This window comes from Alteromonas sp. DY56-G5 (assembly GCF_041414725.1).
In the GTDB taxonomy this organism is placed as follows: domain Bacteria; phylum Pseudomonadota; class Gammaproteobacteria; order Enterobacterales; family Alteromonadaceae; genus Alteromonas; species Alteromonas macleodii.
Genome location: NZ_JANHZQ010000012.1, coordinates 43869 through 67782, shown reverse-complemented (window position 1 = coordinate 67782; position 23914 = coordinate 43869). Strand labels below are relative to the sequence as shown.

Genomic DNA, 23914 nt, shown 5'->3' with positions numbered 1-23914 from the left:
CTTTTTTATTATAAGCCATTGGTCTTATTAGGCCTGATTTAATGTTATATTAATGTTAACATTGTAAACACGTGAAGTGACTGTTTAGCTTTTAATATTTCGGGGAACTTGGTCACTTTGAAGCGTTTCATTTACGCCATAATTTTGTCTTACTAAAAGGCTTATGTGTGAATAAAACGCCAGCCCAAATAAGTCACAAGGCCAGCGGCAAATGTCGCTTTTTTAGCTGAGGGAAAGACCATGCACCGTATCTTGATAATTGACGACCACCCTATTTTTCGTCACGCAATGATTACCATTTTAGGGAAAAAGTTTCCCGACTCAGAAACCCTCGAAGCCAATTCAATTTCTGAAGCGTTAACGTTGCTAGAGCAAGACGCGAAGTTCGACTTAATCATGCTTGATTTAAATATGCCGGAAACCTGTGGCCTAAACGGACTTTTAGAAATTCGAAACCAACACCCTAACGTACCTGTAGTGATTATTTCCGCTGAAACGGAAAAGCAAAATATACTGCAAACCATTTCTTATGGTGCCGTTGGCTTTATTTCAAAAAGCAGCAAGATTGAAGAAATAGCCACATCTATCGAGAGTATTTTTGAAGGGAACGTGTGTTTACCATCAGAGATATTGAGAACGCCGTCTACCAGAACACGCATGACCAATGACAACGGTATTTCGCCGGAGCAAATTCGTTCATTAACACGAAAAGAGCTGACTGTACTGAAATATCTAACTCAAGGGTTAGCCAATAAAGTGATTGCCTACGAGCTTAATATTTCTGAAACCACGGTTAAGTCTCACGTCTCATCTATTCTCAAAAAATTAGGCGCCAGCAACCGAGTAAAGGTTGTGGCCAGTGCCGCGAATATCGACTTTAACCAATACGTCTTTAATTAAGACCTGTTGATCTTTGCTGTGCACCGAAGATTAACAGGCCCCATGTTCCTATACTTTTAGCCATTCAAGCTTGAGACTAGCGCCGCCTTAAGCACCGCGGAGTTAACAGGTTTGTGCAGCAGCTGAATGTCGGTGCCTTCAAGTTCATTCGCTAACGCTTTTGAGTGATTAGCGGTGCAAATCATAATGGGCATTGAAGGCGCGATTTTTCTTACGCGTTTCGCAATGTCTAAACCGGTTTCTTCTTCATCTAGGTGGTAATCGACAATAAGCATGTCGCACTCGTCAAAACTGCCATTATTTACAGCACTGCATTGTTCAAAACCTGAGAAAGTGTCTACTTCCATGTCCCAGTTTGCGAACAACGTTTGCATAGCAATGCGCATATTCGCATCGTTATCAATGTGCCATATATGCTTATCCACAACGTAATCTGGTAACGATGGCTCCAAAGTATAAAGATAGTCTTGTTCCTGACTCGTATCACACACTTCGGTAATAGGAATGGTCACCGTGAAACATGCGCCTACGCCCTCTTTCGAGCGCACTCGAATATCGTGCTCTAGCAACTTACTCATTTTATCTACAATGTATAATCCCAAACCCAAACTGTAAGAGTAGTTAAAATCGTTTTCTAATCTGGAAAACTCTTTAAAAATAACTTTCTGATCGTCTTCGCTTATACCCACACCTTGATCATAGATGCTAATTTCTAGGTTCTCATTCACCTTTCGCGCTGCCAGTAACACCTTGCCGTTGGCACCGTATTTCATTGCATTTATTAATAAATTTCGCAATATTCGAGAAAGTAAGTTCACGTCTGTCACCACGAAGGCTTCTTTCAAGCGATAGCGAAAATCTACACTGTAGTCTTTACTGATATGCGTAAACTCTTCGGCTAGCTGCATAAGTAACGGCAATACATTTTCTTGCTGCTTATCGGGCTGTAACACCCCAGCGTCCAGTTTGGATGTTTCAATAAGCGTGCGAATAAGGCCATGTAAATCAGACAGTGAATTATCGAGAGCGGTAACAATGGGGCTGGATGAACTATCCACTTGATCTTTCAATGTTTCGTTGAACAAGATGGCTGCGCTAAGGGGCTGCATAAGATCGTGGCTAATAGCAGCCAAAAATTTGCTCTTTGAATCAATCGCTTCTTGAAGGGCGATGTTGGCGTGATTGAGTTCACGGGTACGCTTTTCTACATTCGATTCTAATTGGTCTTTAGCCGCTTTAAGCTGGAGTTGGCTTTCTACCTGCTGCGACACGTCTGTCGCCAAGACAAAGTGCCCGGTGATATCGCCGGATTCATTGAAATGAGGCAAATAAACTTTCTGTAAAAAGCCAACGTCGCCATGAGCATTTTTTTCTTTGCTTTGAAAGCTCACCACTTCGCCTTGGTTAACACGGCGCAAGTACTGAATAAGATTAGGGTAAACCTCTTTCAGATGGCTTCTATCCATAGGCATATCATTAATGTCTTGCTCACTAACGCCATACCAATCGCGATAACCTTTATTGGTGTATTGAAACTTTTTATCGGTACCAATGTAAGCAATAAGCGCCGGTACATTATCGGTTATCATGCGGATCCAGCTTTCGTTTTGCTTCAGCGTTTCCGCGTAGTGATGCTGCGATGTAACATTGGTGAACGTGCACAGCGTATTGCCGTCGGGCAGTGTAGTGATGTTGCGTTCAACCACCAGTTGCTCGTGGATAATCTGTGTACTTGGCCCCACCGGGTTTAAGTTGAGCCCGCTCCAGTGACGGTTATTTTGAAGGGCATAAATATTCTTACTGTTTACCAGTACGTGCTGGGGCACGTTTGACTGGGTCAAAAACGTGTTATTCCAAAACGCAATGCCACCTTCTTTATCAATGAGCAATATTCCAACATCAATATTATCGATAAGGCTTTGCAACAGCTTGTTTTTCTCTTTAATGACTTGCTCGTAACGATTCGATTCAAGCAGTTTTACTTCAGTGATGTCGTTAAACAGAATAACGTTCCCGCCTTCTTGCGTGGGTCGATTGGTCAGCTGATACCATCGCCGGTTCGACAACTGATAGATCATCCTGCCTTCGACATCAGCGGGCAGGGCGCGGCGAATAACCCCGGAATGCTTGGCAGCTTGGGTGATATCGTAATAGTTATCGCCAATTTTAGGGGTAATGGAAAGGTCATCCCAAACAGTTTCAAAGTGCCGATTAAAGAAGATGATCCCGCCCAGTCTATCTAGCAACACCATCGCCTGATTAGTGCTTTCAATGGCGTCGTGTAAACGCTGTTTAACCTGATGGGTTTCTTCGTGCGCCCGCACCAGTTCGGCGTTTGACTGCTCCAGCTTTTGCAGTACTGACTGCAGTTCTTCGGTTTTCTGACTCACTTTTTCAGAAAGTTGAACCGAATGTTCGAAGGCGCGGTAGCTGTGATGATTAAAACCACCCTCTTCCATGCGATACATCAGCGCTGCGTTTATTTTTTCAAGCTTTTCGTTTTCACGCCGTTGCTCGTAAAGGGCCTTTTGGAGCGCTTCCACGTCGGTAAATTGATTATTGGGCTGCAAAATACACCCCCGTAAACGTTTGGTTCAAGTGAACCGAGTGAATATGCTCGCCATAGGCATTGAAGCCCGCGACATTGTACCTTTGCTGTAGCCGTCTTATTTCGTGGTCGTTTTTGCCCTGTTGAATTTCGAGCCTTCGCAAAAAGCAATCGCAAGCATAGACAAATTCGGGCTCGCCAAGCTGAGCGCGCAGCTTGTCTAGTTTACTTTCTAATGCTTCAATGCAGTCACCCAGCTGAACAAATGTAAGAATAATGCCAATATCTACCGCGCAGTAGAAGGTAATGGCGTTAGTGGCCAAATCTACTTTTTGAATAGAGCGGATGAAATATTTGCCCCCTACCATCACTGCAAGGGGAAACATGGAAAACACATCCGGCGTTAAGTCTTCAGCTTTCATTCCCAATAAACTGGCGTAATACTGCGCAGCAGGTTCACCGTTTATTTCATACACGGTTCGCGACTCAGGATCGGCGTGGGTGACCACCAGCTTCGATACGGGAGAGTTAATGTGATCAATGGAGAATACGGTGAAGGGCTTTCCCGTGCCAACAAGCAGCAGTACTGCTGCGTCTCGATGAAATTCACCGTTGTAAAACACATAGGTGGCTTCAAGCTTTAAATCGTCGCCAGCGCTACCGCCTAAGTGTGGAATATTGCCAAATGCGGTCGCAAAGGTTTCTAGAAAATGTTCCTCATGGCGGGTAAGTCCATCGAGCACAGAAATAACGAAGTGCTGCTCTGTATCGTAACGACGCTCCCTTCCCTGCAAGGCTCGGCGCAAACCACTGGCAATATCGTGGGCTTCATCAAAGTTTACTTCGCCTAAATTAGGCACCAATGCTGTGGCAATAGAAAATTCGTTTTTCAAAAACGCGACGGCCAAAAGTTTTTCTGTTCCGTACCCATTTTTATTAAACTCTCCAGCACTGGTGCAGCCAACAATATTCACGTGCGGAAAACGTGCGGAGATTTCCTTTGCTACGGTGTCTAAGTCAAACAGCGTGCTGGTATGAAAGAGTAATAGCTCTATTTCATCGCACTTAACGTTGGCTAAAATCTCATTGGCCACATCACGGCAGGCTTCTTTAGCACCGTATAAACTAGAATGGTTGTCATCGTTAACCTTGCTATTAGCAGGTTGACTAAGTGCGGACAGGATTGAGGTTTTTGACACGCGTTGGCACCTTTTTCTTTTTATATTTATCGATTTTGCACAAGTCAGGGTTATCTAACGTAACCACACACTCAAGGCACTGAATACATTCAGCATAGTCAATGCTGCCGTCTTGTTCTATAGCATCAATACCACATTTCTTTTGTTTGCACAGCTGACACGGATTACCACAGGCATCTTTACGTGTAAGCAATTTAACTAAAGGGAAACGCCCCAAAATGGCAAGCCCCGCTCCCAACGGACATAAATAGCGGCAGTACACTTTATGAATTTTTAAACTAAGTAGCAGTAATAAAACCGAATACAGCACAAAGGGCCAATATCGAACAAAGTGTAGGGTTATGGACGTTTTAAACGGCTCTATCTCAGCGAGCTTCTCCGCAAGGTTTAGCGAATAGAATGAGCACGCGACTAGGCCTATAAGCAATACATATTTAATTTTTTGCGCCCGTTTGTGGTGCTGTGGCTTAATTCTAATTTGTTTTATCCTTAGCTTTTCAGCCAGTATTCCCATCATTTCCTGAAGTGCTCCGAAGGGGCAAAGCCAGCCACAAAATAGTCCCCGTCCAACGATAAACAACGAGACAAATACAAAGCTCCACAAAATAAAGATGACCGGGTCGAGAAGATATACCTCTATCGAAAACCCATCAACAATATCCAGTAGCAGCGTGTATATGTTGACAACAGACAGTTGCCCTTGAGCGTAAAAGCCAATAAAAAACAGCACGAACACAAGGGAAAATGCCCGCACTGTATGTACAAACTTCGTGTAAGGCGTTAGCCTTTGCTGGAATGCAAAAAACAACGACAGCGCTACAAGATAAACAACGGTGATGCTTATCGTTAAGGTTCTGTCCCTCCAAATTTTCTGCCACAACGGAATGGGCTTCGCTAACTGAGCCTCAGGATTTTCCATAAATAGTTCACTAGGCAGTGTCACTTTCAAAGGAAACAGATGCTCATCTTGCTCGAAGAAGCTTGGCTTAAACGGCACACTAATCGCTATTTCCATTTCTTGGTCAAGTGACAGCCCACCTTTCGATTTTACTCGAAGTACTTTGATCTCGTTGTAGTCGGGCAATGCTTGTGAAAATGCGGGGTCATAGAAGCTATAAAAATCGATATCGCGGATAGCCGTGGGAAAACCGCCTTGAGATACCCGTAAATGCTCAGGTGTGGTTTGAGGAATAAACTCATCGCTGATAAAACTGAACCCTTTCGTATTCAGCACCATCAGTGCCATTTCACCCGGATTTAGATTTTCCTGTAACCGGGCAAACTCCTCTTCATCTAGCAGGTTTTTCCCCACAATAGGAAGACTTAAAAACGCATAGTAGTGTTCGGCAATGATGTTACCATCAAGAGCTAACTCGCTCTGAATATCGTCAACCGCCCGAACCACTTCTCTCGAGAGGCCTTTGGTATTTTGTCGAGTAATCTGGTGCTTTTGAATGTAGCCCTTGTCCACCAATTCGCTAAAAGTAAGAGGTTCGTAAAAGTCGGGATTGATAATATTGTTGCTAGGCGCAACAAAGCCATCGAGCTTAGCTCTGGCAACGGCTAATGCAGATGTCACGATGGTATCGTTGATAACCAGCACCGATACGGTGGCTTTCGTAACCCCATCAAAGTAGGTAGCGTCTTTGCCTACATTGCTTTTACCACCAATGATAAAACGTTCTTTGACACTGTGCCCTTGATATTGAGCAACGAAATCAAACATGGATTTCTCGCCAAGCCCGTGCAAAAAAATCGGCTCGCTATGCTGCTTGACGAAAAGATCGACCACATTGCCTTGTGTGTCTAGCCCAATCACTACATTAACTGGTTTGCCTGAAAAGCCTATGAAGTCGACAAAGTCATTCGACTCAAAAACATATCCAAGTAGTTGCTGAAGCTGATAGACCGGGGTTACCTTGATGTCAGTGTGCATCTCCCCCACGCGTGTAGCGTTGGGAAATATTTTGTAAATGTCTTGTGGAATGTCTGTCGCGTCAGACTGCGCCAACACATTGGTGCTGAGAAACAGCAAGAAAATGATTGAGGAAAATGCGATGCGCATAAAAATAGCGGGCGGCGGTAGGCGCCGCCCTCAGGTTTACTTAGAAGAAACCAAGTGGGTTGATGTCGTAGCTTACCAGTAGATTTTTTGTCTGCTGGTAGTGATCTAGCATCATCTTGTGGGTTTCGCGGCCAATGCCCGATTTCTTGTAGCCGCCAAACGCAGCGTGAGCTGGATACAAGTGATAACAGTTCGTCCATACGCGACCTGCTTCAATCGCTCGACCTACGCGGAATGCTACATTCGCATCGCGGCTCCATACACCAGCGCCAAGTCCGAAGCTTGTATTATTGGCAATCTCAATCGCCTCTTCTTCGGTTTTGAAGGTTTGAACAGCGATTACCGGACCAAAAATCTCTTCCTGGAATACACGCATGTGGTTTTCACCCTTCAGGATAGTCGGCTGAATGTAATAGCCTCCATCAAAGCCAGGTAGCTGCTCTTTCTCACCACCAGTGACAACCTGAGCCCCTTCTGACTTACCGATATCGATGTACTTGAGGATCTTTTCAAACTGCTCGTTAGATGCCTGTGCACCTACCATGGTGTCTGTGTCTAGTGGGTTACCACGTTTGATCTTCTGAATTTTTTCCAACACTTTTTCCATGAATGCATCATAGATGTCCTCGTGAATAATCGCTCGAGAAGGACACGTACACACTTCACCTTGGTTGAAATAGCCAAGCACTAAACCTTCCGCACACTTATCAATAAATTCAGGCTCGTGATTCATGATGTCTGGGAAGAATAAGTTTGGCGACTTGCCGCCAAGCTCAACGGTAGATGGAATAAGGTTTTCAGCAGCACAGCGAAGGATATGTCCGCCAACAGGTGTAGAGCCAGTAAACGCAATTTTTGCGATTCTTGTGCTTGTTGCAAGAGCCTGTCCGGCTTCTGCCCCGAACCCGTTAACGATGTTTAGTACACCCGGTGGTAGTAGGTCTTGGATTAGTTCGGCGAACAATAAGATAGATACTGGCGTTTGTTCTGCTGGCTTTAGCACCACTACGTTACCGGTAACAAGTGCTGGCGCAAGTTTCCATGCAGCCATAAGTAGCGGGAAGTTCCATGGAATGATTTGCCCTACAACACCATAAGGTTCGTGGAAGTGATACGCCACCGTGTTTTTATCAATTTCACCGATGGTGCCTTCTTGGCTTCGAATACAGCCTGCGTAATAACGGAAGTGGTCTGCGCACAGCGGAATGTCTGCATTAAGCGTTTCGCGAACGGCTTTACCATTGTCCCATGTTTCCGCAACGGCAAGTAGCTCCAGGTTTTCTTCAATGCGATCGGCAATTTTCAGAAGAATGTTAGAACGCTCAGCTACTGACGTATCTGCCCAGCCCTTTTTCGCAGCGTGAGCGGCATCTAACGCAAGCTCAATGTCTTCAGATGTTGAGCGTGGGATTTGTGCGATGTCGCTGCCGTCTACTGGAGATGTTGCAGTGAAGTACTCACCTTTAACCGGTGCTACCCATTCGCCATTGATAAAATTACCGTAGCTTTCTTTGAAGCTTACGACCGAACCTTCACTACCTGGCTTTGCATAAATCATAAGAAGTACCTTTTGATAACTTTGCGCGTACCACGCGCACTAACTTGGTTTGTTGTGTAGTTTGATAATGGTACTTTTACGTTGTACCTACCATGATGCGATAGACCGATTTGACTCCTACTTTAGGAGGGGAAACCTATGGCTACTTCTCACTCTTCTCGACAAAAGACACCGATTGAGACGCTGAAAGCTCTGCATCACCGATGTAACCGTGTTTAGCCGCAATGGCTGAAAACTGGGAGGGCACCGCGTCGAGCTTTCGCTTAATGACGGTAAGTGCGTTAGAGACAGTCTTAGCCGATAGTCCCAACTCATCAGCAATATCGAAGCGGGATTTATTCATTGCTATCGCAATAAATATTTCGAACTCACGTTTTGTTAATTTGGCAGCAATGTCCACATTAGTATCGAGAAGTTGATTGGCTAAATTTACCGCCAGGCCTCGCTCAATATACTTTTGCCCTTTTGCGACGACCTTAATTGCCGAGATCAATATTTCAGGCGAACTACTTTTACTGATGTACCCCATAGCACCGGTCTGCATGGCGCGGTGCAATATGACGCTGTCTTCGAACATACTGAAAAAGATAATTTTTAAATCTGGATGTCGCTTCAAAAAAATCTTGGCTAAAACAAGGCCACTTTCATTTGAAAGGTTTATGTCTAGGATTAAGATCTCAATGTCACTACTGGCTAATAAACGATGGGTTTGTGCACCGTTTTCAGCATCAAAAATACGGCAATCGGGCATCATCGCATTGAGTAAAGCTTTGTATCCTTCACGCACCACAGCGTGGTCGTCGACAATTAGAATATTCATGCGACGTTAGCCCCCATAAGAGGAGGCATTTTTTTAAGGGTAAGGGACAGCGATACAGCAACGCCGCCATCATCGGGTGACGTCACACTGCAATTTGCTCCTAAACAACGTGCTCGGCTGCGCATTGAAGACATGCCAATATTTTCTACAATGTGGTTCCCTAATCCCCGACCGTTGTCTTTGACCATCACAGAAACACGGTGAGTATCGCCATAAATTTGAATGCTAACCTTGGTGGCCTTCGCATGCTTAATCACGTTGTTAATGGCTTCTTGAGCAAATCGGTAAAGATGAATATCTCGCTCATTATCTTCTTGATAGCGCTTTAGATTAATTGACACGTCCCACTGCGTATCGGGCTGTGCTACTTCTTGTTCGTACACCAGTCGCTCAAGCGACGACTGAAGAGAGACTCTATCTAAAACAAGCGGGTGTAGGTGAGCAGTGAGTTTTCTAATTGCATCGCTTATTTGATGTGACATCACTTGAACTTTCTGTGCCGACAGTTCAACAACAGATCGCTCTTTTGCGTTAACCAAAATATAGGCGTGGGCTTTTATCGTGGTCAGCAACTGCCCCACATTATCGTGAAGCTCTCTGGCAAGGTAATTACGCTCTTGCTCTTGAAGAAGAGCTAACTGCTTATCTATTTTTATGAGCTGCTTTTCTTTTGATTTAAGTGCATTTTGCAGATGCTTAAACTGGTCTAACACCCTGTTCATTTCGGTGATATCTGAATGTGGCAGGGGCTGTGATTCCTTGCCTTCTCGAAGCTCAGATAACGCGTCAGCGAGCTGATTTAGCGGCACTAACCTTTGCTTAACCGCCACTTTTAACGTAAACAGCAACAGGACAAAGGTTGCGAAAAACAGTCCCGCCACCAAGGCAAAAAAAGTGAGATTCTGGGTGAGTTCAGTAGCATCAAAAGGCGTAACAATAAGATACTGATTTTCCTGAATTGGGATGATAACGGGTGTGAGTGCAGTGCGCCCAGTTGTCGACATCACTGAAGTCTGCTCTGCCTGAAGGCGCCCCGTGAAATAATGGGCGGATAAGTGAGGGCTAGGCTCTACAATCGCTTCGATATCAGCAACAGGGATATTGAGGTTGACCATTTCTCGCACTTGATTAAGCGCGCCCGTCATCTCTTCCTCAATGTTATCTTGTATGTGGAAGTAGACCAGACAGGTAAAAACCAAAAAGCAGCCAATGAATACGGCCACTATAGCTGTAGATATTTTCGTAAAACCTGACATAACCGCCCCTGCAAGCCTTTTATTACAGGGTTATGCTATACAGGCTACGTTAAAAAGCACATCCTGCAATAGGGGCGAATTCATCCTACCAAGGTAGGATGAATTCTGTTTTGAGCGATGTTTTATTTGGTAAGAACTTAGACTGTTTACACTTATCGGTAAGCCTGTTTCTCTGTGCTACTAGCTTCCCAATCGACTGCTGAATTGGCCTACTGCATCAACGACTTCTTTTGCACCGTCTTGAATTTGTTCGATAACTTCACCCGCCTCTCTGGCGTAGTTGAGCCCTGATTGCGCTTTTTCATCACCTTCATTAACCAAGTTCACTGCGTCGGTGGCCAATGTCTGGTTGTGTTTAACCACGTTGATAATTTCTTCCGTGGCTTCGGTTGTACGCGATGCTAACTGACGCACCTCGTCAGCAACTACAGCGAAACCTCGCCCCTGATCGCCAGCACGTGCCGCCTCAATCGCAGCATTTAGAGCAAGCAAGTTGGTTTGTTCGGCAATAGCACTGATACTTCCGATAATAGTGGCAATTTGTTGAGACTGAGCGTCCAACGCATTAATCCCCTCTTTTGCCCTATCCATTTGCTGCGACAATGAAGACATTTCAGAAAGCAGTTCGCTAATGACTTCCTTTCCTCGTGTGGCGATTTGATCCGTTGTGTTTGAAGAACGGTAGGCGATATCAGCAGCACTGGACACGGCATTTTCTCGTGCCACCTGCTCAGTAATATCAGTAGCCAGCTTAACCACTTTATACATACGACCGTGAGAATCACAAATCGGGTTATAGGTGGCTTCCAGCCAAATAGTGTTGCCGTGAGTATCGAAACGTTCGAATCTTCCTGCGACGAATTCACCCTGAGCAAGTCGTTCCCAAAACGTTTTATATTCGCGGGAATTCGCATACTCCGTATCACAGAAAATTCTATGATGCTGACCTTTAATATCGTTAAGGCTGTACTTAACGGTTTTTAGGAAAGCTTCGTTTGCGTCTTGAATATTGCCGTTTAAATCGAATTCAATCGCTGCATTTGACTTATGTAGTGCGGCCACCAAATCTTCGTGTTCTTTCGAGTTGGCTATAGTGCGCGTGAGGTCGTTGAGGTTAACTGAGAATTTGTGAATATTCCCTTTTCCGTCAAAAATAGGTTCAACTACGCCCCTTAACCACGCTTCTTCACCATTTTCACGAAGAAACTCAATCGCCCCCCAGTAATGAACACGCTGCTCGATAGAATCTTTCAGCTTTTTAAAGTGAGGCGTGTTTCTGGCAATCTCGGGAACAAATTCAAAGAAGCGATGCCCTTTCACTTGAGAGAGTGAGTAACCTAGCTCTTTCTCGAACATCTCGTTGACGGCTTCAATTTCACCACGTTCATTAAGATTCAGAAAGATCATTTCTTCGCGCAAGCCATCTCGCACTTGCTTGAGTATATGTAGCTCCTCGCGAAGCGCTTCGTTTTCTTTCACTAAGTGTTTATTGAACATAGGGCCTTCCCTGACAGAGAATTACAGTAATATGCCGTATATCGGCAGTAACCAACCTTGCCTTAACGATAAATTGATAAATGCATACAAGGTTAAGCAATCGTCACGCTAAAATGTGCCTGTTCGCCAGGGCGTGCTGTCCTAGTTTTGGTATGTGCTATGTAAAGCCTAGACCACATTCAGCCACTTGCATTAAAGCGTGGAGAGTTTTTCGACGCTGCTACGCTATTTTTTACATATTTACCCTGCAAAAGACAGTAGATAAATGTCTAATTTTTTAGTCGAGAAATTTTGAATGGTATTGTGTAACTTTATCTGTAAGCCATTGTGTAAACACCTGAAAGCGGGCTTGAGAATGGGTTTCCTTGTGTGTGGCAAGCCAGAACGTACGCTTAATATGAATCTCGTTTTCAATGAGTCTAACTAAGCCCGGCTGAGTTTCAGCCATAAATTTAGGCAAAATGCCCACCCCTGCACCATTTACAAGCATTTGATACTGCGCATTAATACTGGTGCTGCGAAGGGCACTCAATTGTGACAAAGCAGTCTCTTCAATGAACTTTAATTGAGGCGCATACACCAAATCGGGCACGTAACTCACTAAATTGAAGGCGGTGAGCTCTTGTAATGTTCGTGGTTCGTTGTCGCTGATAAGGGACTGGTGGGTATAAAGGTAAAGGTTATAGTCAGTCAATTTTTGTGTAACTAGCAAGCCTTTACTGGGCTTTTCTAACAAGATAGCCATATCGGCTTCTCGTTTGTTCAGGTTTAAAAAGCCGCTGGTTGCCACAAGCTCAATACTGATCCCCGGATACTGCTTTTTAAAATCGGGTAGTAAAGGCGCCAAAAACCAGCTACCGAAACCTTCAGAAACACTCACTCTGATCGTACCTGCCAAATGCGAGCGTTCATCACCTAATTCATTTTGTGCCTCTAGAAAATAATGTTCTGCCTTTTCAATATACGTAACTAGCTCACTGCCATGGGTGGTAAGCACATACCCCTTTCTAGTTAGCTCGAACAACTTGCAATTTAATGAGTCCTCCAGTTTTTTTACACGACGAATTAATGTCGTAGGGTCTACCTTCAAGCCTTTAGCTGCAACAGCTACACGACCATTTCTTGCCAAACCAAGAAACAAACGCATGTCGTCCCAATTCACTTAAACACCTGCATTTTTACAGCACCATACTGCAAGTATATGTATTGTCTTTGCAAACACAAGGTTTCAATATTGTTAAAAATTACAGGAGCTATGTCATGAGAAAGATTGTTCACTTTATTGCAGGTAAAGATTTTGAGGATAGCAGCGAGAATACCGCGTCGGTATTTGCGCCTAACACCGGTGAAGTACAGGCTGAAGTAAGCTTGGCTAACACTTCAACTTTGGCCTATGCAATTGAAACAGCCCAAGCTGCACAGGTTGAGTGGGCAGCAACAAATCCTCAACGACGCGCTCGTGTAATGTTCAAGTTTAAAGAGCTGGTTGAAGCAAACCGCGACCGCTTAGCGGCACTATTATCGAGCGAGCACGGTAAAGTATTAGTTGATGCGCAAGGTGATATTCAGCGTGGCCTTGAAGTTATCGAGTTTGCCTGTGGTATCCCTCATGCGCAAAAAGGTGAATATACCGAAGGCGCAGGCCCGGGAATCGATGTGTATTCCATGCGCCAAGCACTTGGTGTAGTGGCAGGTATTACGCCATTTAACTTCCCGGCCATGATCCCTATGTGGATGTTCGGTGTGGCAATTGCCTGCGGTAACGCGTTCATTTTAAAGCCATCAGAGCGCGATCCGTCAGTACCTGTTGAACTGGCAAAGCTTATGATTGAAGCTGGCCTTCCTGCAGGAGTGCTTAACGTTGTACACGGTAACAAAGAAGTGGTTGATGGGATTTTAGATCATCAAACTATTAAGGCGGTGAGCTTTGTAGGCTCTTCTGATATCGCTAACTACGTGTACGAGCGTGGCGCTCGTGCTGGTAAGCGCGTTCAGGCTATGGGCGGCGCGAAAAACCACGGCATCGTAATGCCTGATGCAGATTTGGATCAGGTGGTAACGGACTTAGTTGGTGCTGCATACGGCAGTGCTGGTGAACGCTGTATGGCGCTACCGGTTGTTGTTCCGGTGGGCGATGAAACTGCTGAAAAACTGAAAGCCAAGCTTATACCAGCGATTAAAGACATTATGGTAAGTCATAGTGAAGATCCTAACGCCCATTATGGCCCTGTGGTTACTGCTGCGCACAAAGAGCGCGTTGAAGGCTATATCGACCTTTGCATAGAAGAAGGTGCTGAGCTTGTTTACGACGGCAGAACCAGTCAGATCCCAGACGACAGTCAAGGCTACTTCATCGGCCCAACGTTCTTTGACCACGTGACCAAAGACATGCGTTCATACCAAGAAGAAATTTTTGGCCCTGTGCTGCAAATGGTGCGCGCGAAAGATTTCAATGAAGCGGTTAACTTAGCAAGTGACCATCAATACGGTAACGGCGTTGCTATGTACACCCGTAACGGCCATGCGGCGCGCGAATTTGCGCAACGTGTAAACGTGGGCATGGTAGGGATTAATGTACCTATTCCTGTGCCAGTTGCTTACCACACCTTTGGGGGCTGGAAGCGCTCTGCATTTGGTGATACCAACCAGCACGGTATGGAAGGGGTGAAATTCTGGACCAAGGTTAAGACCATTACGCAGCGCTGGCCTGATGGCTCAGGTACGAACGACAACGCCTTTGTTATTCCAACCATGGGCTAAGTGAGGAGACTATTATGACCACAGTTGCATTTATTGGCCTAGGTAATATGGGCTCAGGGATGGCAGATAACCTGGTTAAGAACGATTACAACGTATTAGCTTTTGACTTAAGCGAAGCGGCGCTAGCTAAAGCCAAAGAGGCAGGCTGCACTATTGCGCAAAGTACCGAGCAAGCTGCTGCTGAGGCCGACATCGTTATCACTATGTTACCAGCAGGCAAGCACGTAAAAGATATCTATTCAAATCAGATATTGGCTTCTGTCCGTGAAGGCACCTTGCTTATTGATTGCTCCACCATCGACGTAGAAACGGCGAAGAGTGTGTCAGAACTGGCAGAGAAAAAAGGCCTTAAAATGCTGGATGCGCCGGTTTCTGGTGGTGTTTCAGCGGCTGCAGGCGGCACACTCACGTTTATGGTGGGTGGCGACGCTGATGCCTTTGACAAAGCCCATGGTGTACTTAGCGCAATGGGCAAAAAAATCGTCCATGCGGGCGGCCATGGTGCGGGACAAGCAGCAAAGATTTGTAACAACATGTTACTTGGCGCGACCATGATTGCGACGTGTGAAAGCTTCCAGCTGGCACAAAAACTAGGCTTAGATGCGCAAGTGTTCTTCGATATCGCGTCAAATGCCTCGGGACAGACATGGTCAATGACCACCTACTGCCCTGTAAAAGGTGTAGGGCCACAAAGCCCTGCTGATAACGATTTTGCTGGCGGTTTCGCTTCTGCGCTTATGCTCAAAGACTTGGGGCTGGCCATGCAGGGCGCGAAGGGCGTCAACGCGCAAGTACCTATGGGTGAGCTTGCTGCAAAGTGGTTTGAAATGCATTGCGAAGAAGGCAATGCAGGGATGGATTTCTCTTCAATAATCAACCGATTAGCGTAAGAGAAAACCAACAGTTCTCCGACGGCTACTTTCCCTCAGAAGAGGTGGCCATCTTACTGAGCGAGTAAAGGATTTTACTCGCTCTTTTTTTTAAACAAACTGCGTCTACGCTTTTTCTCTCCGATTTTCTTTCTAAGCCATCCGCGGTTTAATCATTTCCCCTAGGCTGCGTCAACATGTCATCATACGCATCCATTTCCCAAGGCAGTTCGCCTGGGCTGGTATCGAGGAAGTGCAGATAACTTTCGAACTGATCTAAGATGTCCTTAGTAATACTCTCTTTGTCATATCCGTAAATATCGTAAGCTTGTCCTCCGCGGCGAAGGAATACTTCAGCACGAAAATATTTTTCTGACTCGTCTTCTTCTGAACGCAGTTCTGCGTAGCTAAACCCTGGCACTAAATATTCAGTCATACGGATATCGTAGATAAAATCCATGTGATCGTGACGCTCAACAGTGAAGGTGGCCCTTCCCGTTTCCTCATCAAGCTTAACAAACGCCTCCCACTCTCTCGCTTTCAAAGCAGCTTGTACGTCTTTCATCGCTGCAATCACAGTTTTATCAATAAACTCATGAACCTCATTTCGGCTTGGGTAATCGACCATTGCTGCGAGTCGGCCTTTTAGGCTAGTCGAGCGACCGTGGTTTCTATTAAGCGTATTCGCCTTCAAACTGTTGTTTCGGTAGCCTTCAATGACAAGCGCACGCCATAGACCTGCTACAGACGCTAGCATAATGAAAGCGAATGGTAAGGCGCTCGCAATGGTCATCGTTTGCAGAGCATTCAGTCCGCCAGCCAACAGCAACACCGCTGCAACGGTTCCTTCCAAACACGCCCAGAAGATACGCTGCCAAACCGGGCTTTCTTCTTTACCACCAGAAGCAAGAGAATCGATAACCAGCGACCCAGAATCTGATGACGTCACAAAGAACGTAATGATCAATAACACGGTCAAGCCTGACATGATTGACGCGCCAGGTAGCAAGTCATAGAGCTTAAATAAGGCAACGGCTTCGTTTTCCTGCACATCGCTAATGAGTGTAGTAACACCTTGGTTCATAATGGCATTTAGCGCGGTGTCGCCAAACACGGAAAACCAAAGGAAGGTGAACATGGTAGGCACAAGCATTACACCAAAAACAAACTGCCTAATGGTTCTGCCTCGACTTATTTTGGCGATAAACATGCCTACAAACGGCGCCCAAGCGATGGTCCAGCCAAAAATAAACAGCGTCCAGTTCCCAATCCAATCGCTGCGACTGTAGGCCTGAAGATTAAAGGTACGTTCAATGATGCCGTTGATATAACTTCCTGTGTTCTGTAAAAAGGTTTCTAAAATATGAACCGTTTCTCCGAAGATAAAAACGGTACTCATAAGCGATACAGCCAGAACCATATTAAGAATTGATAACCTTTTAATGCCTTTATCCATTCCCGCGATAACCGATATTGTTGCGGCAATGGTTACGATAGCAATGGTGCCTACCTGCACCATGATATCAATGGGGATATCGCCGGAAAGATAATTTAGCCCCGCATTGATCTGTGTAACGGATAGCCCGAGCGTAGTGGCAATACCAAATAATGTACCGAGAATGGCGAATACATCTACCGCGTGACCTATAGGGCCATAAATTTTATCCCCTATCAGCGGATACAAAGCCGAACGTATAGATAACGGCAAGCCATGTCGAAAAGCAAAATAGGCAAGAACTAAACCGACTAGCCCGTAGATCGCCCAGATGTGAAAGCCCCAATGAAAAAATGCGATTTGCATGGCTTGTTTCGCCGCATCAACAGTTTCAGCTGCTCCTGCAGGTGGTGAAGAATAGTGTAGAACAGGCTCTGCTACGCCAAAGTAGAGCAGCGCTACACCGTAGCCTGCTGAGAACAACATAGAAAACCATTCGGGAAAGCTATATTGAGGCTCTGCATGATCGGGCCCCAACTTTATGTTCCCCCAGCTAGATGATGCTACCGATACAATGAATACCAAAAAGATAGCGACCGACAACATGTAAAACCAACCAAAGGTTTCTGTAATCCATGCCAATGTACTGTCAAAGGCCTCACCGGCAAGTTCGGGATTGCTGATGGTTCCGATCACCAGAAGCAAAATAATGACGACGGCGGGGAGAAATACAGGAAGAAGAATGGTGGAGTTGTTTACTTGGCCTTTCATAGCAAATCCCTTTTCACTGACAGGAAAGTTGAAACCCTGTGTAATGCGAACAAACTTTATATTTTCTACTTGTGAAGGTTTGAATCGGTTCAAGCTTGGTGTAAGCATATAAAGTCGGAACGTTCAGATTCCGACTGCGCTAACTAAACAATTTCTTCATATAGCGAGCGTTCGTAGTGTTTTATTTATCTATCTTCCAGCGACATTTGAACGCTCTCAAATAACATACTGTTTGCTTGTCTAGGGACATACACTAATTCTGTAATAATTAGTAATTAACATAGTCTCCTTTCCAAAATACACCGCTTTTCGAAAGATATTTGTTTGGGATTAATGTGAATACGTTATCTAAAGTACACGCTGTTGGTTTTGTTGGTGAACAAGAAAATGAAATAGCCTCCCCTCGCAAAGGATTGCCAAAGGCGAAAGTGCCCACTAAAAAGTCAGATTTTTCTTCGTTTTATCATATGCATTGGGAGGGATTATGCGCCTTCTTAAGAAAAACCTTTGGTTCAGGTCCTCCAGACCCTGAGGATGTAGCGCAAGACGCGTTTTACCAGCTGGCAAAGATGAAATCTCGCGAGCATATTGAAAACCCTAAGGCGTTTTTATACAAGGTTTCAATTAACCTGACACTGCGTTCTTTGAAATCAGATAGATGGATTGCGAACGTTGTACCCGGTAACGACGAGTCGTTTGAATCAGAGTTACTGTCACTATCTGAGCCCGATAAAATTTTGCATTCACAGCAAGCTTTGCAGCAACTAGGGGCTTTGTTTTGCACTTTGTCGGAAAAGCAAAAATACATCGTAAGTGCAAGCCGACTTGAAGGCAAAACCTATCAACAGATTTCTGACGATACTGGATGGAGTATAGCCGATGTATGTCGGCAACTTAACAGTGCACTGGTTATCCTCGCAAGCTCAGTAGATGCAAATGATTGATTGTGCCTTAGCGAAAAACGAACAAAGAGATTGAACGTGAAACAGAATTCAAACGTCACCCATCTTAATGCTGAAAAGTCTATCAATGAACAAGCCATTCATTGGTTTACTTTAATGAACGATGAAGACTTAGCACATCAGTATCAGGAAGCATTTACCAAGTGGTACACCCATTCCCTACGTCATCGCAACGCGTTTAAAGCTATTGCTAAAATGTGGGATAAAACAGGTTTTACTGATGACATTATTGCATATGAGACCGAAAGAAATTCAACACTAGAAACAGGCAAATCAACCCTACTCAAATATAAAGACCTGTACAAGAAAGTTGGTGCGCTCGTAGCGTTCGCTGCGACTTTAGTTATTACAGTTATTACTCTGCTAAATAAACAGGACCAATCATTTTCTCAACCCAGCCACGTCTTTGCTTACTCTACGACAACAGCACAAATAAAGAATATTACGTTGCCTGATGGCAGCAAACTCACTCTTGGTCCTACAAGTAGTGTTTCGTATACGGAGCTAGACACAACCCGTTCTATTGAACTGAGTCAAGGAAGAGCATTTTTTGATGTAGTCTCGATGACCAATAAACCTTTCATAGTAAATAGTGGTGTTAATACTGTAGAAGTGACAGGCACTGAATTTGAAGTAGATGTAAATAACTTCAAAAAAACCACTCGAGTAAGTGTTGTGGAGGGCAGTGTTAAAGTTTCAGGTAAAGGCGAAGCACCTGTGTTCCTATCTCAAGGAGAACGAGTTTCTGCACCACTAACTGGGGGACCGATGACGAGCATAACGACTTTCTCAGATAAAGAAACACTCGCTTGGATGGACAATAAACTTATTTTTAATAATACCCCTATTACAGAGTTCTTGTATCGAATACAACCTTATGTAGAGCAGACCCTCTCTCTTGAAGGTTTTAGTTCTGATGCTGTTACGATAAACACGATAGTTACCCCTTCCAATGTTCACACATTGCTCGATTCTTTGCCTGCGGCTTATCCACTGGAAATGGTGAGAACAAGTAGCACAATTACATTCACCTATTCTGAAAATTAGCAGTTAGCGGTACTTTTTTGAATGCAAAAGTGCCGCAAACAATTTAGTTACATTCATGAAGGTTTTATGAAACCTGACATAGTTTTGAAAAAGATTTCCTCTCTTTGCCTCTTTGTTCACGACAGTCGACTGCAACACACTTAATTTGAACTCAATCGGTAGTAAACCACTGACCGTAACGGAGAATGTAAAATGACATCGTCGCGTTGTGTAAAGAAACACTTGTTAGCTTTTTCCATTTGTACAGCTTTGTCACTAAATACCGCTGCAATTGCGGCTGCCCAAGAAAGCATAAGCGTTGAACTTGAGCCAGCTCCTTTGGCATCGGCATTAAACCAACTTTCATTCAAGTCGGGCATTGTGATCATCGCACCTGGGCGACTGGTCAATAATATTAAAGCTCCTGCGCTAAATGGGAACTATGAAATAGATGAAGCGCTTGAAAAATTGCTTTTCAATTCTGGGTTAGAGGCCGTCAAGCAAACGAATGGGGCGTTTGTAATAAAGAAACGTGGGCCCCAGATGTCTCTTACCCCAAAGGACACTGCTGTCAATGGAGCACCTATCGACGAAATAGTAGTTTCAGCTACAAAACGTGACACCAACCTAATGGATGTATCGGCGGCTGTTTCTGTCTTGAATACACAGCAGATTCAAGATGCGGGGGTCACTGATTTCAAAGGATTGGTAGATGCACTGCCGGGCATATCAATTAACTCTGCATTTGGCGGAGCCAACAATAGTTTCATTACAATTCGTGGTATTGGTGGGGCTGATGACTACAAACCAAATGGCAACCCCTCTGTCGCATTACATGTTGATGGTATCTACCAAACGTCTAATGCTTATCTTGGCATGCCTTTGTTCGACTTAGAGCGAATTGAAGTCCTCAAGGGCCCTCAAGGAACACTTTACGGACGTAATACAACAGCAGGAGTCATTAACGCCATCACAAAGCGTCCCACAGACGAATTCGAAGGCTATGCCAGCGTAGAGTATGGAAGTTACGAGTATACACAGGGTGAAGCTGCATTTGGCGGAAGCGTTTCTGATAATTTAAAGGTACGTATCGCTACGAAATTTGAACAAGGTGGTGGTTACATGGACGGCAAAGGCGCGGGCCTGTTCGCTGGTTATGTGCCAGAAGGTTTTGAGGGGGTAATTCCGGCCGTAACCGATCCGGGAGAGCGAGACGGGTTTGGTGATAAAGACCTATTTGCCTTTCGTGCAACCGGGGTTTATACCTTCCAGGCCAACACTCACTTAACTTTGCGCTACTTTATGAGCTCTGATAATGGCGACACACTTCAATACGATCGTATCGCTTTGGAAAATGAGACAGGCTCTGGTATGAGCAGAAATGCAGGCGAAAACGACGACCCATATGCGTTTTACGCGGATGAGTACTATAGACACACTATAGATATCGAAGGTGTAAACGGAGAATTAGCTCATCAAATAGACACTGATTTGAACGTAAACGTGCTATTTGGCTACCAAGAAAGTGAGCGTAATATGGGGGGAAATGGTGACGGAACCTCATTTCCTCGCTACAAATATGCATTTGATGAAACACTTGACCAGTCCTCTTTAGAAATTCGCTTCAGTGATAGTCAAGGAGGAGACATTGATTGGATCGCAGGTGTCTTCTATGTCAGCGACTCGGTGGACTTCGTAAGCGATTGGACAAGCTTCGCAGTTCGCTCCCAGTACACTTCTCCGTATAGTCAGACTCGAAACAGCTTTGCTACGTTTGCCAACGTTGATTGGTTTGTAAACAACGACCTGAAATTATCTGCGGGCGTTCGTTATACTCAAGATACTGCTAAGTTTTCAGGCTACAACCAAGACTTAGACCCTTGGGGAACTTCTATATATGAGGAAGTATTCAACTCCCCTGGCCTGTTTTCTTGGGACAGAGATTTTGACGACAATAATGTCTCAGGTAAGCTAACCGCCCAATACTACCTTTCTGATAACCTGAATATTTTTGCCTCTATTGGCAACGGATACAGAGCAGGGGGGTTTGATGGTACATCAATATTCTCTTTAGAAGAGACTGAGCCATTTGACTCTGAAACCGTAGATTCATTTGAACTGGGGTTGCGTTATACCGACGAGAGCTTGAGTGCTAGCGTCGACTTATTTGCTTACGATTTTGAAGAAATGCAAGCAACTACTCGACTTTCAAATGACACCAATGGACGAACAAATGTTGGAGCGGCTGAAGTTCGTGGTGCAGAAGCTTCCTTCAACGCCCAGCTGTTAAACAATGGCGAACAACAATTAACGTTCAATTCATCTGTTACCTATCTCGATACAGAAATTACGGAGTTTTCATCTAACCGTGTCGATGATGTGCAAAATACAGTTGGAGACCCGTTACCTGGCTCACCCGAGCTTTCATATTCAATCTCGCTCAATCATAGCATTTTCGTTGCAACTAACCGGTTACTTTCTACTCGTCTGACCTATACCTACCACGACGAAGAAACTAACCGATTGAATGCAGGTGCTGGCAATACGGTGCCTGATTACGGCTTGCTTAATATCAATATGGACCTTGAGTTGGGTAACGGGTTTACCGCATTTGCATATGGTCGAAACATTACTGATGAAGAATATTTTCTAGAACTCAATGCAGGTGCTCGTCTCGTTGGTGCTCCAGCAACATACGGCGTAGGCGTTCGCACTACCTTCTAGTCTAATGCAGGCATCTGCAGGTTGCAGATGTCTGCCCACAAGAGGCATTGATATGAAGCATCTCGTGCTTATACTATTACTTAGTTGCATACCTACTATAGCACTTGCTAGCACACCAATTTGGCAGCAAGCAAGCGAATACCCTGACAGGGTTATACTTAATCCTACCCAACTTCCTAGTGAAAGCTTTTCTGTTAATTGGCGCACGTCGGAAGAAGTTGAAATTACGGTTGCCCAAATTGCACCTGTTACATCAGCCGCCAGATTCGATTTGGGTGCAAAAACCTACAAAGCAAAAACACAGCGCGCTGAATTGCGCAGAGGTAACTCAATACCTTCTAACGTTCATGAGCAATCGAGAGACAATGTTAATCAAGAGAGAGCTCAATATCACTACAACACGCACCTCGCCGACGTTGCATATCACGAAGTTACATTTAAAAACTTAAAACCAAATACGCGTTACGCGTATAGAGTACGAGGAGGCTTAGGGAAATGGTCTGAATGGTATATGACGAAGACGGCCGGTCTCCCCTCCTCCTCAACTACACGATTTCTGTACTTTTCAGACGCACAAAATGGCATGCGCGAACAATTTCCAGCACTCTTGAGAAAGGGCTTTAAGGCGATGCCCGATGCAGACTTTGCTCTTTATACTGGTGATCTTGTAGACCATGGAGCTAGGGACTTAGAATGGGCGCAGTGGTTTTCTGCAGGGCAGTTCATACACGCAGAAATTCCAGTAGTCCCCGTGGTTGGAAACCATGAATATGCCCATCAGCATTTAACCGATGGCGGAAAACAGTGGGTTTTAAGCCGCTTTTGGCAAGATCAGTTTAAGCTTCCAACCTCTCCGGAGTTATCAAATCAATTACAAGAGACAGCTTATACTTTGCATTACCCTAATACCGACGTATTCATTGTTAATACGGAAATCAGGCACAATGAGACGGCATTCGCAATGCAAACAAAATGGCTAAGACAGACACTTAGTGAAAGTAAAGCAAAATGGAAAATTATCGCCTTTCATCACCCAATATTTTCAAACTGTGGAATGCCACTAAATAGTCCGGGGCAAGACGAGCCCGCAGTTCGCAGTGCTTTATTGCCATTGATAACAGAATTCAATGTTGATCTGGTTTTACAAGGACACGATCATGCTTACTCTAGAGGGAGTATAAAAAGCGAGCAGGGCACGCATGTAAATAGTGTTTTTGTTACGGCAAGTAGCAGTCCTAAAGCTTATCCACTAAAGAAAACGCGGTGGGATGAATACGAAAAATTCAATGTTACGTTAGAAAGAGTCGGAGAAAATACGCCGACTTACCAAGCTATAAAAGTACACGAGAACACTCTTTCATATCGTTCATATACCTTGACTGGAGAACTCTACGACGCTTTCGACATTACAAAAACACAACCTGGTAATGTGATGACATATCCCTATGACCTTATGAAAGAAAGGCTTTTCAGTAATACCGAGCCCTATAAACACCACAATTCACTCTACTAGTTGGTTATTTA

General features: G+C 44.7%; 16 protein-coding genes. 7 read left to right on the top strand and 9 right to left on the bottom strand.

Annotated features, from left to right (window positions below):
- The first annotated feature begins 240 nt into the window (after positions 1-240).
- A complete protein-coding gene (locus tag NO989_RS08290) occupies positions 241-900 on the top strand; it encodes a response regulator transcription factor (protein WP_014950680.1) in 660 nt (219 codons plus the stop codon).
- 56 nt (positions 901-956) lie between these two features.
- Here NO989_RS08290 and NO989_RS08285 read toward each other — a convergent pair whose 3' ends face one another.
- The 8 genes from NO989_RS08285 to NO989_RS08250 form a co-directional block, all read right to left on the bottom strand.
- Positions 957-3470, bottom strand: coding sequence for an ATP-binding protein (locus tag NO989_RS08285; protein WP_371342369.1), 2514 nt, complete (start codon positions 3468-3470; stop codon positions 957-959).
- Entirely contained in the window at positions 3457-4647 is a 1191-nt protein-coding gene (gene nosP / locus NO989_RS08280) for a nitric oxide-sensing protein NosP (protein ID WP_014980253.1), read from the bottom strand. The genes NO989_RS08285 and nosP overlap by 14 nt, the downstream gene beginning before the upstream one ends.
- The gene (locus NO989_RS08275; protein ID WP_342288018.1) at positions 4616-6712 is read right to left on the bottom strand and encodes a 4Fe-4S binding protein; all 2097 of its coding nucleotides are present in this window, start codon (positions 6710-6712) and stop codon (positions 4616-4618) included. Before NO989_RS08275 ends, nosP begins: the two co-directional genes overlap by 32 nt.
- Before the next feature lie 40 nt (positions 6713-6752).
- Entirely contained in the window at positions 6753-8270 is a 1518-nt protein-coding gene (locus NO989_RS08270; protein ID WP_014950684.1) for an aldehyde dehydrogenase family protein, read from the bottom strand.
- 142 nt (positions 8271-8412) lie between these two features.
- Complete coding sequence (locus tag NO989_RS08265) at positions 8413-9090, bottom strand: response regulator transcription factor (protein ID WP_014950685.1); 678 nt, start codon at positions 9088-9090, stop codon at positions 8413-8415.
- The gene (locus NO989_RS08260; protein ID WP_342288017.1) at positions 9087-10346 is read right to left on the bottom strand and encodes a histidine kinase; all 1260 of its coding nucleotides are present in this window, start codon (positions 10344-10346) and stop codon (positions 9087-9089) included. The genes NO989_RS08265 and NO989_RS08260 overlap by 4 nt, the downstream gene beginning before the upstream one ends.
- A gap of 180 nt (positions 10347-10526) precedes the next feature.
- Complete coding sequence (locus NO989_RS08255) at positions 10527-11843, bottom strand: PAS domain-containing methyl-accepting chemotaxis protein (protein ID WP_061486529.1); 1317 nt, start codon at positions 11841-11843, stop codon at positions 10527-10529.
- 277 nt (positions 11844-12120) lie between these two features.
- The gene (locus NO989_RS08250) at positions 12121-13005 is read right to left on the bottom strand and encodes a LysR family transcriptional regulator (protein ID WP_371342368.1); all 885 of its coding nucleotides are present in this window, start codon (positions 13003-13005) and stop codon (positions 12121-12123) included.
- A 98-nt stretch (positions 13006-13103) separates the two neighbouring features.
- On the opposite strand from NO989_RS08250, the gene NO989_RS08245 reads away from it, so the two are divergent.
- Both NO989_RS08245 and mmsB read left to right on the top strand, forming a co-directional pair.
- Positions 13104-14603: a CoA-acylating methylmalonate-semialdehyde dehydrogenase gene (locus tag NO989_RS08245; RefSeq protein WP_371342367.1), complete on the top strand. Its 1500-nt coding sequence runs from the start codon at positions 13104-13106 to the stop codon at positions 14601-14603.
- Positions 14604-14617: 14 nt separating this feature from the next.
- Positions 14618-15493 carry a 3-hydroxyisobutyrate dehydrogenase gene (mmsB, locus tag NO989_RS08240; protein WP_061486531.1) on the top strand — a complete coding sequence of 292 codons (876 nt, stop codon included), beginning with the start codon at positions 14618-14620 and terminating at the stop codon, positions 15491-15493.
- A gap of 148 nt (positions 15494-15641) precedes the next feature.
- Here mmsB and NO989_RS08235 read toward each other — a convergent pair whose 3' ends face one another.
- A complete protein-coding gene (locus NO989_RS08235) occupies positions 15642-17678 on the bottom strand; it encodes a BCCT family transporter (RefSeq protein WP_061487006.1) in 2037 nt (678 codons plus the stop codon).
- Between the two features lie 335 nt (positions 17679-18013).
- Between NO989_RS08235 and NO989_RS08230 the strand changes: the two genes are divergently transcribed.
- From NO989_RS08230 to NO989_RS08215, 4 genes are all read left to right on the top strand, one after another.
- Positions 18014-18622, top strand: coding sequence for an RNA polymerase sigma factor (locus NO989_RS08230; protein WP_061095845.1), 609 nt, complete (start codon positions 18014-18016; stop codon positions 18620-18622).
- Positions 18623-18658: 36 nt separating this feature from the next.
- Positions 18659-19687, top strand: coding sequence for a FecR domain-containing protein (locus NO989_RS08225; RefSeq protein ID WP_061095846.1), 1029 nt, complete (start codon positions 18659-18661; stop codon positions 19685-19687).
- Positions 19688-19879: 192 nt separating this feature from the next.
- The gene (locus NO989_RS08220; RefSeq protein WP_061095847.1) at positions 19880-22390 is read left to right on the top strand and encodes a TonB-dependent receptor; all 2511 of its coding nucleotides are present in this window, start codon (positions 19880-19882) and stop codon (positions 22388-22390) included.
- A 52-nt stretch (positions 22391-22442) separates the two neighbouring features.
- Positions 22443-23903 carry an FN3 domain-containing metallophosphoesterase family protein gene (locus NO989_RS08215; protein ID WP_061095848.1) on the top strand — a complete coding sequence of 487 codons (1461 nt, stop codon included), beginning with the start codon at positions 22443-22445 and terminating at the stop codon, positions 23901-23903.
- The last annotated feature ends 11 nt before the right edge of the window (positions 23904-23914 follow it).